General features: G+C 66.1%; 13 protein-coding genes. 6 read left to right on the top strand and 7 right to left on the bottom strand.

The window, feature by feature from the left end; all coding sequences use genetic code 11:
* Positions 1-21 precede the first annotated feature (21 nt).
* From U5768_RS26025 to U5768_RS26015, 3 genes are all read left to right on the top strand, one after another.
* Positions 22-471: a very short patch repair endonuclease gene (locus U5768_RS26025; protein ID WP_322033258.1), complete on the top strand. Its 450-nt coding sequence runs from the start codon at positions 22-24 to the stop codon at positions 469-471.
* Between the two features lie 152 nt (positions 472-623).
* Complete coding sequence (locus U5768_RS26020; protein ID WP_322033257.1) at positions 624-1127, top strand: YbhB/YbcL family Raf kinase inhibitor-like protein; 504 nt, start codon at positions 624-626, stop codon at positions 1125-1127.
* An 88-nt stretch (positions 1128-1215) separates the two neighbouring features.
* Entirely contained in the window at positions 1216-2631 is a 1416-nt protein-coding gene (locus U5768_RS26015) for an MFS transporter (RefSeq protein ID WP_322033256.1), read from the top strand.
* Between the two features lie 63 nt (positions 2632-2694).
* Here the strand turns inward: U5768_RS26015 and otsA are convergent, their stop codons facing one another.
* The 5 genes from otsA to U5768_RS25990 all read right to left on the bottom strand — a co-directional run bounded on the left by otsA (position 2695) and on the right by U5768_RS25990 (position 7125).
* Positions 2695-4167, bottom strand: coding sequence for an alpha,alpha-trehalose-phosphate synthase (UDP-forming) (otsA, locus tag U5768_RS26010; RefSeq protein WP_322033255.1), 1473 nt, complete (start codon positions 4165-4167; stop codon positions 2695-2697).
* A 244-nt stretch (positions 4168-4411) separates the two neighbouring features.
* Complete coding sequence (locus U5768_RS26005) at positions 4412-4633, bottom strand: hypothetical protein (protein ID WP_322033254.1); 222 nt, start codon at positions 4631-4633, stop codon at positions 4412-4414.
* 116 nt (positions 4634-4749) lie between these two features.
* Complete coding sequence (locus tag U5768_RS26000; protein WP_322033253.1) at positions 4750-5025, bottom strand: hypothetical protein; 276 nt, start codon at positions 5023-5025, stop codon at positions 4750-4752.
* A gap of 90 nt (positions 5026-5115) precedes the next feature.
* The gene (locus tag U5768_RS25995) at positions 5116-6501 is read right to left on the bottom strand and encodes a sigma-54 dependent transcriptional regulator (RefSeq protein WP_322033252.1); all 1386 of its coding nucleotides are present in this window, start codon (positions 6499-6501) and stop codon (positions 5116-5118) included.
* 303 nt (positions 6502-6804) lie between these two features.
* Positions 6805-7125 (bottom strand): hypothetical protein, encoded by a 321-nt coding sequence (locus U5768_RS25990; RefSeq protein WP_322033251.1) that lies wholly within the window; start codon positions 7123-7125, stop codon positions 6805-6807.
* 368 nt (positions 7126-7493) lie between these two features.
* Between U5768_RS25990 and U5768_RS25985 the strand changes: the two genes are divergently transcribed.
* The 3 genes from U5768_RS25985 to U5768_RS25975 all read left to right on the top strand — a co-directional run bounded on the left by U5768_RS25985 (position 7494) and on the right by U5768_RS25975 (position 10010).
* Positions 7494-8585 carry a sigma-54 dependent transcriptional regulator gene (locus U5768_RS25985; RefSeq protein WP_322033250.1) on the top strand — a complete coding sequence of 364 codons (1092 nt, stop codon included), beginning with the start codon at positions 7494-7496 and terminating at the stop codon, positions 8583-8585.
* 349 nt (positions 8586-8934) lie between these two features.
* Entirely contained in the window at positions 8935-9447 is a 513-nt protein-coding gene (locus U5768_RS25980; protein WP_322033386.1) for a hypothetical protein, read from the top strand.
* Positions 9448-9452: 5 nt separating this feature from the next.
* Positions 9453-10010 (top strand): hypothetical protein, encoded by a 558-nt coding sequence (locus tag U5768_RS25975; protein ID WP_322033385.1) that lies wholly within the window; start codon positions 9453-9455, stop codon positions 10008-10010.
* A gap of 47 nt (positions 10011-10057) precedes the next feature.
* On the opposite strand, the gene U5768_RS25970 is transcribed toward U5768_RS25975, so the two are convergent.
* The gene (locus U5768_RS25970; RefSeq protein ID WP_322033384.1) at positions 10058-11407 is read right to left on the bottom strand and encodes a nitrate/sulfonate/bicarbonate ABC transporter ATP-binding protein; all 1350 of its coding nucleotides are present in this window, start codon (positions 11405-11407) and stop codon (positions 10058-10060) included.
* 40 nt (positions 11408-11447) lie between these two features.
* Positions 11448-12513: ABC transporter permease subunit (locus U5768_RS25965; protein ID WP_322033249.1), on the bottom strand; the 1066-nt coding region annotated here is incomplete at its 5' end.

The following is a 12513-nucleotide window of genomic DNA, read 5'->3' as shown; positions in this document are numbered from 1 at the left end:
ACCGAAGCGAGGCGACAGACGATGGTGGACGTCGTCGATACCGCGACGCGCAGCCGGATGATGTCCGGCATTCGCGGACGCAACACGAAGCCCGAAAAGCTGATCCGCAGTCTGCTGCACCGGCGCGGCTTTCGCTTTCGCCTGAACGTGCGCGAGCTGCCTGGCCGCCCGGATATCGTGCTGCCACGCCGGCGCGCCGTGGTGTTCGTCCACGGCTGCTTCTGGCACGGCCACAACTGCGCGCTCTTCAAGTGGCCGCAAACGCGCCCCGAGTTCTGGCGCGAGAAGATCGCGCGCAACCGTCTGAACGACGCCAAAGCGCTCGCCGCGCTCGCGGCCCAGGGCTGGCGCGTGGCGGTGATCTGGGAATGTGCGTTGCGTGGCGCACAGCACGATCCGCACGCGGTCGCCGAGCGGCTTGCCGCGTGGCTCGAAGACGAGTCGTCCGCATGGTTCGAGGCGCGCTCGTGAGGGCGGGTGACACAGCGCATGAAGGGCTGCGAAGCTGGCCCTGGCGCACGAGCGCGCAGTGATAAACTCGATCGACCGGCGGCGCGCACGCGTCACGCGCGTGTCACGCATAAGCGCCGCTGTCCAATAACGCAAAGCGAAGGAGGCAACCGATGGCTGATTTCCGACTTTGGTCCGATGACTTTCCCAGCAACGGTTTCATGCCGAAGGCGCAGGAGTTCGACGACCGGGCCTTCGGTGTCGACGGCGACAACGTTTCGCCCGCGCTGCAGTGGGACGAGCCGCCCCCCGACACGCAAAGCTTCGCCCTGACCGTCTACGACCCGGACGCCCCCACGGGCAGCGGCTTCTGGCACTGGGTCGTCGTCAATATTCCGCCCGATGTGCGCTCGCTCGCCCGCAACGCCGGCAAGGCCGACGGCAGCCTGCTGCCGCAGGGCGCGCTGCAGGTGCGCAACGACTACGGCACGGTGGGCTTCGGCGGCGCGGCGCCCCCGCGCGGCGACAAACCGCATCGCTACATTTTCCGCGTGCACGCGCTCAAGGCGGCGCAACTGCCCGTCGCCGCGGACACGACCAACGCCGTGGCGCGCTTCATGACGCATCTGAACGAGGTGGACTCGACTACCTACGTCGGGCTCTATGAGCTGAAATAAGCGCAAAGAAGAACACCAGAAAACACCAGAAAACACCAGAAAACAACGTTCAGCCGGCGGCGCGCCCATCGCGCCGCCTCTTCCGTCGATGCCCACGCTTTCCGAACGCCCCGCCGATTCCTCCGCCGACATCGAAACCGGCCTGCCCTTCCCGCAGCGTTACTACGCGATCCTCGTGGTCGCGCTCGGCATCACGCTCGCCGTGCTCGACGGCGCGATCGCCAACGTCGCGTTGCCGACCATCGCGCGGCACCTGCACGCGAGCGCGGCAAGCTCGATCTGGATCGTCAACGCGTATCAGCTTTCGGTGACCATCTCGCTGCTTCCACTCGCCTCGCTCGGCGACCGCATCGGCTACAGGCGCGTGTATCTGGCGGGCATGGTGCTCTTCACCGTCGCCTCGCTCGGCTGCGCCCTTGCGACGACGCTGCCCGAACTCGCCTTCGCGCGCACGATTCAGGGCTTCGGCGGCGCGGGGATCATGAGCGTGAACACCGCGCTCGTGCGCATGATCTATCCGCGCGCGCAACTGGGCCGCGGCGTGGCCATCAATGCGATGGTCGTCGCGATCGCTTCGGCGGTCGGCCCGACGCTCGCTTCGGGCGTGCTCGCCATCGCGACGTGGCCCTGGCTCTTCGCGATCAACGTGCCGATCGGCATCGCCGCGCTCGCACTGGGCATGCGCGCGCTGCCCGAGAACGAGCGCCATCCCGCGCCCTACGATTATTTGAGCGCCGTGCTCAATGCCATCGTGTTCGGCCTACTGATCTTCGCCGTCGACGGACTCGGCCACGGCGAGAACAACCGGCTGGTGGCAATCGAATTCGTGCTCGCGATCGTGATCGGCTGGTTCTTCGTGCGCCGCCAGCTCACGCAGCCCGCGCCGCTCCTGCCCGTCGATCTGCTTGCGAATCCCGTGTTCGCGCTCTCGATCAGCACTTCGGTCTGCTCGTTCTGCGCGCAAATGCTCGCGTTCGTCGCACTGCCCTTCATGCTGCAGGAAACCTTTGGGTTCTCGCAGGTCGATACGGGTCTCCTCATGACGCCCTGGCCGCTCGTCATCATCGGCGCCGCGCCGCTCTCGGGCACGCTCTCCGACCGCTACCCGGCGGGCATGCTCGGCGGCATCGGCCTCGCGCTCTTCGCACTCGGGCTGATTTCGCTGGCGACGCTCGGCGCGCATCCCGCCGTATTCGACATCTGCTGGCGCATGGCCTTGTGCGGCGTGGGCTTCGGCGTGTTCCAGTCGCCCAACAACCGGCAAATCCTGTCTTCCGCACCGCGCGAGCGCAGCGGCGGCGCGAGCGGCATGCTCGGCACCGCGCGCCTGACCGGCCAGACACTCGGCGCGGCGCTCGTGGCGCTCATCTTCGGTATTGCGCCGCAACGCGGGCCAACCGTGGCGCTCTACGTGGCGACGGCTTTCGCCGCCGTCGCGGCCGTGGTGAGCCTGCTGCGTCTGATGCCGGGCACCGGGGTGCGCACGCCTCACACGCCGCGGTAAGCGCTCACGCGGGCGCAAAAAAACGGCGGCCCGAAGGCCGCCGCGTGGGGTGTCACCGTTACGCTACGCGCGCGCGGCGCGCTGCGCCTGCTCAGGCGAGGGCGTTTGCAGGGACGCTTTCCCTGCCGGCGCGGCATTGCGCGCCTTGGCCGTGACCGAGGCCGCCGTCGCGACGCTGCGCAGATCGGCGAGGAAAGTATCGCGCCACACCGAAAGATTGTTCTCGCGCAGCGACGCCATCATGTCGTTGTAACGCGAGATGCGCTCGGCATGCGGCATGGAGAGCGCGCGTTCCAGCGCCTCGGCCGTCTGGTTCAGGTCGTATGGATTCACGACCAGCGCGCCCGGCAACTGCTCGGCCGCGCCCGCGAACTGCGAAAGCACCAGCACACCGGGATCTTCGGGATTCTGCGAAGCCACGTATTCCTTGGCCACGAGATTCATGCCGTCGCGCAGCGGAGCCACATAGCCGACCTGCGCCTCGCGGAACAGCGCCATCAGCAGATTGCGCTCGTATTTGCGGTTCAGGTACTGGATCGGCGTCCAGTCGAGCTGCGCGAAGCGACCGTTGATACGGCCCGCTTCCCCTTCGAGGTTGCGACGGATCGTCTGGTAGGTCTGCACGTCGGAGCGCGTAGGCGGCGCGATCTGCAGGAGCGAGACCCGGCCGTGCCAGCCGGGCCCGTTCTGCAGCAGCCGCTCGAACGCCTGGAAGCGCTCGGCGAGCCCCTTCGAGTAATCGAGCCGGTCCACGCTCATGATCAGCTTGCGTCCGCGCATGGCTTCGCGCAGGCTGCGCACGGCCTTGCGGTCCGAGAACTGCGACGACGCCTTGCAGATAGCATCCGGATAGATGCCGATAGGGTACGCGCCGACCTTCAGGAAACGGTCCCACGCGTGCACCATGCCGTCGTCGCTCGCGGTCCCGTGGCCGCCGCGCTCGACGTAGTCGAGGAACGCCTGGCGGTCGGCGTCGGTCTGGAAACCCACCACGTCGTAGTGGCACAAGAACTTCATGAGTTCTTCATGCGGCGGCACCGAGCGCATGACTTCCGGCACGGGCAGCGGAATGTGCAGGAAAAAGCCGATGGGATTCGTCACCCCCAGATCGCGCAGGCAGCGCGCGAAGGGAATCAGGTGATAGTCGTGCACCCAGATGATGTCGTCGGGCTGAATGAGCGGCTGTAGCTGCCGCGCCAGCGTGACGTTCACGCGCAGGTAGCCGCCGTACTCCTGGCGCTCGTAGCGCGCGAGGTCGTTGCGGTAGTGGAAGGTCGGCCAGAGCGTCGTATTCGAGAAGCCCTTGTAGTACTGGTCATAATCACGCCGGGTAAGACCTACCGTCGCGTAGGTGACGCTGCCCTGCTGCTCGATGACCGGTGCGGACGGCTCCGCGACAGTTTCGCCGCTCCACCCGAACCACACACCGCCGGTTTCCTTGAGCGCGTCCAATACGCCGACTGCGAGCCCGCCCGCTGCGGGACGGCCCTCCTGGGTCGGCGCAACGCGATTCGATACCACGATCAGTCTGCCCATTGCGGCTCTACCTCCTGTTTCGTTGGATCCGAAGACACAGCTTCAGCTTCAGGCATGTACGCAAGACGCGTGCCGATTTGACAGGGTCGGAGCAAAAACCTTTTCTGCCGCACGTCCGGACGAGCGAATTCCGCGCGGCAAACGCGCAAGTGCGGAATACCGATAATCCGCCAGGCTGGGAACGAGCGGCCATCGGCGAGCCCCAGGCGAGCCGCGAACGGTGGCCCCAGCCTGGCCGAGCGAGTCAGGCGTCCTGTTCCGAACCGAGATCGCGCTGGTACTCGATGCCCTCGGCCCGCGCGCCGCCCTGGTTGTGCTCGCCATCGGGCGGGACGCCGGGCGCCGCGCGGTTCTGGCTCGCCGGGTCCGGTTCGAGCGATGGGGGAGGATTGCTCTTCTCTTGCGAGTCGCGTGGGCCGCGCTTGCCCGTGTAACGGGCGGAGCGGCGCAAGGCAGGATGTCTCATCTCGATGCCTCCAACGGAAGGCGGCCACGCGGCCTGATGCGTTTGTAGTCTAAGGTTCGCCGCGTGAAATCGCCGGTAAAAAAGGTGGGGCGTTTGTAACTAGTACATAAAAGCCATCAGCTTCGTCCGATGACGCCGGCAGGCCGTGCGAACAGCCACTCGCGAAGCGCGCGATGCGCCAGGCGAGCGTCGAAATCGACAGGAGACCGGTTGGTCGAAGGAAAACGCCGCTCATGCGCCGCACGCGGCACTTCGCCCGGTGGCGCCGGGGGATCGCCTACGGGCGGCACGTCCGGCTCTCGCGGCTGGTCCGGCGGCGGTTCGTCGGGCTGCGGGGTATGCGCGAGCCAGGGCTTCACGCGGACGGCATCACTGGATTTGCAGCTCGGCATCGTTCGCTCCTCATGATGGACGCGAAACTCACACTGCAAGCGTCATACCGCCCGTGCGAACGCGCCACGGGGCGCGTTCGCGGGTGCTGCTCACATGCCGGCCATGCGCGCGGGCGCGTCGCCCTTGCCGGCGCTTTCGTTGCCGTACTCCACAAGACGGTTATAGAGCGTCTTCAGGCTGATGCCGAGAATTTCCGCCGCCCGCGTCTTCACGCCGCCGCACTGATCGAGCGTCGCGAGAATGAGCTGGCGATCGGCGTCGGCGAGCGAGGTGCCGAAGGGGATCGTCACCGCCGTGCCCGCAACCGGCTTCGAGAGCGAGATCTGCAGCGGCACCGTGGCCGTGAAGTCGCCGTCGTTGCCCGACATGATGTGCGCGCGCTGCACGTAGTTCTTCAGTTCGCGCACGTTGCCCGGCCACGGGTAGGCGGCCAGCATGTCGCGCACGGCCGCCGGAAACTGCTTTTTCGTCCCGTGACGCTCGTTCAGTTCTTCGAGGAACGCCTGGGCGAGCAGCTCGACGTCCTTGCCGCGCTCGCGCAGCGGCGGCAGGCTGATCGGAAACACGTTCAGACGGTGATAGAGGTCCAGACGCAGCTTGCCATCGGCCACGGCCTGCTCCGGATCGCGGTTGGTCGCTGCGATCAGGCGCACGTCGGTTTCGATTTCCCTCGTCGTGCCCACGCGCATGAACATGCCGGTTTCGAGCACGCGCAGCAGTTTCACCTGCAGCTCGATCGGCATTTCGGTGATTTCGTCGAGGAACAGCGTGCCGCCGTTCGCGCGTTCGAAATAACCCTTGTGCTGCCGGTCCGCGCCCGTGAACGAACCGCGCTCGTGACCGAACATTTCGGATTCGATCAGGTTCGGCGAAATCGCCCCGCAGTTCACCGCGAGGAATTCGTGCTTGCGGCGCAGGCTCAACTGGTGGATGGTCTGCGCGGCCACTTCCTTGCCGGTGCCCGACTCGCCCACCAGCATGACCGAGGCGGGCGTGACCGCCACGCGGCTGATCTGGTCGTAGACCTCCTGCATGGCCGGCGAATTGCCGAGCATCAAGCCAAAACGCCCCATGCGGCGCAGTTCGCCGCGCAGCGTGCCGATTTCGGCCTTGAGGTCGCCCGCGCGCGGCAGGCGGTTCAGGATCGCCTTCACGCGCTGGAGATTGATCGGCTTGACCAGATAGTCGATCGCGCCGGATTTGAGCGCGTCGACGGCCGTCTCGACCGTCGCGTGCCCCGTGATGACCACGAGTTCCACGCCCGAGCGCGGATCGAGGTCCTCGAAAAGGTCGGTGCCGCTGCCGTCGGGCAGCTTCAGGTCGGTGAAGACCACGTCCGGCGTTTGCCGCACGAGCTGGATGCGCGCCTCGCGCAGGTCGCCTGCCTGCGCGGTGGTGAGCCCGTCTTCGCTCACCACGGCCGCTAGCGCCTCGCGGGTTTCCGCATCGTCATCGACAATCAATACATGTGGCATCGCGTCTCGTCAGCCTTGATAGGTGAGTGGTTCCAAAGCGCGAGCGCCGCGCCCTTCACAAGCGCGCCGGGCAAAGTTGCCCGGTGCGGCGGAAGTCGCGACGCACGTGATTGCGCTGCAGTGGAGTACGAAACGGTCGGACGCACGCCCAAACGGCAAAAGCCAGAATATTCGCGGTTTTGCTACAACTGAGCAACAATACCGCCAGCCGTGGGCTGCCCAAACCTCGATTGTTGTTGATATGACTATTATAGACTCATTCCAGACAAGCGGGCACGGCTCTCGCGTGCCGCGCCGCCGCACCTAACCATGCGGAAACGGCCACGGCATACCGTCAGAGCCATTCATGGCGCCGTTCGCGCCATTAGCCGCGCGGCTCTTCCCGCCCGGCTCCGGCAAATCCGTGGCGCCCGCCACCATCGCCATATCGGGAGCTTCGCCATTATTGCCCGTGGTGCCGGCGAGCGAGCCGCCCTCGCCTTCCCAGCGGCTCAAGTCGCGATGAAAGGTTTGCCGTTGCAAGCGGTGGCGCTGCGAGAAACGCCAGGCCAGCATACCGGCCATGGCGCCAAGCGCGCCGACTGTCACCAGAGTTCCTACCAGAGCGCTGCGGTTCTTCGACATATCGTTCTCTCCCAGATACGCCTCGTCAAAGACGGAAGACGCGCGAATGGATTCGACTGGCGCCGCCCTTACTTCGCAGACGGCGCACGCTTCTGGAAGTTCCGTAGCAGGATGCGTGCCACACTCGCACATGCACCTCTCTTCGAGAGGTCCATTGCCCTGTGATGCGCGGCAGTGGTTAAATGCTTACGCGTTTACGAGATGTCAGTCTCGCGGATGCAATCTCGCGGCCGTCGGAGCGGCAAGTTCCGCACCTGTCCTGGACGGCCAGCCCCGGATCGCAGGGCCCGTTCGCCGATACGCGCAACAGCACGCAGATGCGCGCAGAAGCGGGCGCCCCGCACTACATTTGCAGGACGAACAACCCTATGGCGTCAATCGAGCCGGGCTCGCCCGCCGCCACTAAACGAAACAGCGGAGCCAGCGCCAACCCCGGAAATGCCGCACCGGACGCCGACGCGCGCGTCGCGGGATTGCAGTCGTACGGTCTGCTGTACGGCTCGTCGGCGGTCATGCAGGACCTTTATACGCAGATCGAGTGCGTTGCCGTGACCGAGGCGACGGCGCTCATCGTCGGCGAATCGGGCACGGGCAAGGAACTGATCGCCCGCACGATCCACGCGCACAGCGAACGGCGCGACGGCCCGTTCATCGCGGTGAACTGCGGCGCGATTCCCGATGAACTGATCGAGGCGGAGCTGTTCGGCCACGAAAAGGGCAGTTTCACGGGCGCCGTGCAGGCGCGCGACGGTCACTTCGAGCACGCGCGGGGCGGCACGCTGTTCCTCGACGAAATCACCGAGATGTCGCTGCTGCATCAGGTGAAACTGCTGCGGGCGCTCGAAACCGGCGAGTACTTTCCGGTGGGCGGCAACGAAGCGATTCGTGGCGACGTGCGCATCATCGCGGCCACCAACCGCGACCCTGTGACCGCCGTGAAGGAAAACGCCCTGCGCGAGGACCTGATGTACCGGCTCGCGGTGTTTCCGTTGCGCGCGCCGCCGCTGCGCGAGCGCGAGCGCGACCGCGAACTGCTCGCCCAGCATTTCCTCACCGAGCTGAACAACCAGGAACGCACGCAAAAGACCTTCAGCAAACGGGCGCTCGAAACCGTGCGCAACTGGTCATGGCCCGGCAACGTGCGCGAACTGAAGAACGCGGTGTACCGGGCGTTCATCCTCGCGGAAAAGGTCGTGGAGCTTGCGCATCCGCAACTGGTGCCACGCGTGAAAAAGCCCGTTACCCAGGGCGACGCGATGAGCGTGTGGATCGGCACGCCGCTCGCCGATGCGCAAAAGCAGATCATCCTCGGCACGCTCAAGTATTGCGGCGGCGATAAACGTCTCGCGGCGCGCACGCTCGGCGTGAGCCTCAAGACGCTCTACAACCGGCTCGGCAGCTACGGCGCCGACGACGGCGAAGCCGACCTGCCCATCGACCCGGACACGGACGAAGCCTGATCCCCCGGCACCCTCGCGCGCGGCACGCTCGTTGCGCGGCGAGGCGGAGCCGCGCGGCAGCGCCGATCAAAGATCGGCCTGCCGCGCACGCTCTTTTGCAATTTCTTGCACTTTACCTATCCCGGTTAACAATCGCATGTTGCACAATCCGCAGCACGTTAAGTAAGCAAAACATGCTGGATGTGCGCGCAACGTGGCGCTATCCGGCTAGCGGCAGGGAATCATCATGCAAGAACGAAGTGCCCGGGCGCCCGTTGCGCCATCCATTTCCGTGACGGTCGGGGAAACGATTGGCGCGATTGCCAATGCGCCGCCGCTGCCCTGCGCATCTTCCGGTTGGCGACGCGGCATGTCGCTCACGTTGCTCGCAGCCGTGGCGAGCCTCGCGTGCTCGGCTTGCAGTTCGCTTTACTCCGAAGGCGCGCAAACGGGCGCCGGTATCGCCGGCGCGGCGGTCGCGTCGAAAGTGACGAGCAACGCCGCCGTGGCGACCGGCATCGGTCTGGGCGCCGTGGCCGCGGCGAAGGCCGGCGTGCAGTACTCCGAGCGCGTCGTCCACACGAACACCCAGAACAGCATTGCCAAGGCGGCGGGCCCGCTCGATGTCGGCGGCGTCGCGCCGTGGTCTATCGTGCACTCGTTCCCCATCGAGGACGACGAGCACGGCCGCGTCACGGTGAGCCGCACGATCAGCAGCGGCGCGCTCGACTGCAAGGAGATCGTGTTCTCCGTCGATCACGACGCCACGAAGGACAAGCCCGCTTCGAGCGCCTTCTTCGTCGCTTCGGTGTGCCGCGACGGCGAGAACTGGAAGTGGGCCTCGGCCGAACCCGCCACCGCCCGTTGGGGTGCGCTGCAATGAACGGCATGAACACGCGCGCGAGTCGCGCAGAGCCCGTCGAAACGGATTCGTCGACGTCCCGGCCCGTGAAGCTCGTGGCCCTCGCCGCGCTTTGCGCGGGCATCGCGCTCGGCGCGAGCGGCTGCTCGTCGATCGGCGCGGCAAGCGGTGCCGCGGCGGCGGCGGCCACGGGCATCGCCACGGCGAATCCGGCCGTGGGTATCGGCGTGGGCATTGCCGTGCAGGCGGCCACCGACGAAGCCGTTGGCCGCTTCATGAAGAGCATGCACGCGGACCAGCAGGATCTGATCGCCGAAACGGCCGGACGCTTGCCGGTGGGCAGCGCGGATAGCTGGCGCATCAAGCACACGCTGCCCGTGGAAAACGGCCACGGGCAGGTGCGTGTGACACGCGCGTTCTCCAACGCGCTCACGCTCTGCAAGGAGTTCGTGTTCTCGGTGCAGGACGGCGACAAGGCCGACTCGCCCGAGCAATGGTTCACCGCGAGCGCGTGTCAGGACCAGTCGGGCTGGAAGTGGGCCACGGCGGAACCTGCGGTGGAGCGCTGGGGCACGCTGCAATAGCCCGCATTGCGATTACCCGCATTGCGATTACCCCTTGGCAATGACCGTCAGGACTCCACGTCCTCGAGGCTGAAGATTTCCGACTGGTCGTTGTACGAGAAGATCTCGCCATAACGGCCCCAGTCGATCACGGTGTCGAGCGTTTCTTCCGCCGCTCCGTCGGAGAGAAAATCCTCCAGTTCCTGCTCGAAACGCACGCGCGGCGCGCGATGGCCGGGCCGCTCGTTGAGCACCTTCTTGATACGCGCCGCGAGCGGCACGTGGCGCAGCAGATGCTCGGCGAACATCATCTTGCGCTCCTGGGTGCCGAACTCCGCGAACACGCGCGCGGGCGGCGTGAGCAGCACGTCGCCTTCGCGCACGTCGGCGAAACCGAGGTTCTGCAACACTTCCGCGATCGGGAACAGGTCGTCCACTTCCAGGTGCAGCGAGCGCGCGATTTCCGGCATGTCCGCGCGGCCGTGATACGGCGCGGCGGCCAGCGTTTCGATCAGACCGGCCATCAGGTTGGTCGACACGCGCGGCAGCCAGCTTCCGAGTTCCAGCCCCTTCTTCGTGGTTTCGCCAGTCTGACGCGCGGTCATCTTCGCGTAGATGTCGTCCACGAGCTTGCGGAACGCCGGGTCGAGACGGTTGCGCGGATGCTTGAACGGCACCTTGATCTCGGCCACCACGCGGCCCGGATTCGACGACAGCACCAGGATGCGGTCGCACATGAACACGGCTTCCTCGATGTTGTGCGTGACGATCAGCACCGACTTGATCGGCAGGCGCCCTTGCGTCCACAGGTCGAGCAGGTCGGTACGCAGCGTTTCGGCGGTCAGCACGTCGAGCGCGGAGAACGGCTCGTCCATGAGCATCAGCATCGGGTCGACCACGAGCGCGCGCGCAAAACCCACGCGCTGGCGCATGCCGCCCGAAAGCTCGCGCGGGTAGGCATTTTCGAAGCCGTCCAGACCGATCAGGTCGATGGCCGCCAGCGCCCGCTCGCGGCGCTCGCGCGCGCCCACGCCCTGCGCTTCGAGGCCCGCTTCCACGTTCTGCAGCACCGTGAGCCACGGAAACAGCGCGAAGGTCTGGAACACCATCGCCACGCCTTCAGCCGGCCCTTCTAGCGGCTTGCCGCGCCAGGTGACGTCGCCCGAAGTCGGCGAGATCAGGCCCGCGATGATGCGCAGCAGCGTGGACTTGCCCGAGCCCGAGCGGCCCAGCAGCCCGACAATCTCGCCTTCGCGCAACTGGAGGTTGGCGTCGTCGAGCACGAGCAGTTCGCCCTGGGACTTGTTGAAGCCCCGGCACACGTCCTTCACGTTCAGGATTTCAACGCCCGGGCGCGGCGGGTTCGTGGCCGTCTGTACGTCGCCGTGCGCGGCGCTCAGCGTCTTGGGGTTTTGCATCGCGTTACCTTCGATCATTCGTTGTTCGATCAGTCGTCGATCAGTCGAGCCGCAGACGGGACTCGGCATACGTGTACAGCGGGCGCCACAGCAGGCGGTTGAACAGCGTGACGAAGAGCGACATCACGGCGATACCGAGAATGATCTTCGGGTAGTCGCCTGCCGCCGTCATTTGCGCGATATAGGCGCCCAGGCCGTGCGCGACGACCTTCGTGTCGCCCCACTGCACGAACTCCGCGACGATACTCGCGTTCCACGCGCCGCCCGAAGCGGTGATGGCACCCGTGATGTAGTACGGGAAAATGCCCGGCAGCATGGCCTGACGCCACCACTGCCAGCCACGAATATGAAAGTTCTTCGCGGCCTCCTTGTAGTCGTTCGGATAGGCGCTGGCCCCTGCAATCACGTTGAACAGGATATACCACTGGGTGCCGAGCACGATCAGCGGTGACAGCCAGATGTCAGGGTTGAGGTGAAAGCGCACGATGACGATCACGAACACCGGGAACAGCAGGTTCGCCGGGAACGCCGCAAGGAACTGCGCGAGCGGCTGCACTTTTTCGGCGAGCGCCGGGCGCAGCCCGATCAGCACGCCGAGCGGCACCCAGATCACCGAGGCGATGGCGATCAGCAGGATCACGCGAAAGAGCGTGATGAAGCCGAGACCGAGCGCGTGCCAGACATCGCCCGGCGTCACGCCCGTGCGCGCATAGGCCACGACGCGCCACACCACGAACACGGTCAGCGCGATCACGAGCACGGCCCATACGACGTCGCCGATGCGCGCACGCAAGCCGCCGCGACTGCGCGCGACGGGCGCGGCGAACGTCACGTTCGGAAACGAGGGTAACTGGATCGGCATGCGCGCGGCCTTGGCGAAGAGCCAGCCGAGCGGCACGAGCAACTGGTGAATGAGATGGGTGCGGCGAATCAGGTCCAGCAGCCACGACTCCGGCGCGTCGCCCGAACTCGTGTTCTCCATGCGGAACTTGTCGGCCCACGCCACGAGCGGGCGGAACAGGAACTGGTCGTACGCGAGAATCACCACGATCATCGCCAGAATCACCCAGCCCACCGCGTGCAGGTTCTTTTCCGCGATCGCCTGG

The sequence above is a fragment of the Paraburkholderia sp. J76 genome (assembly GCF_905220295.1).
In the GTDB taxonomy this organism is placed as follows: domain Bacteria; phylum Pseudomonadota; class Gammaproteobacteria; order Burkholderiales; family Burkholderiaceae; genus Paraburkholderia.
Note: the sequence above shows the minus strand (reverse complement) of the source record. Positions and strands in the feature narration are given on the sequence as shown.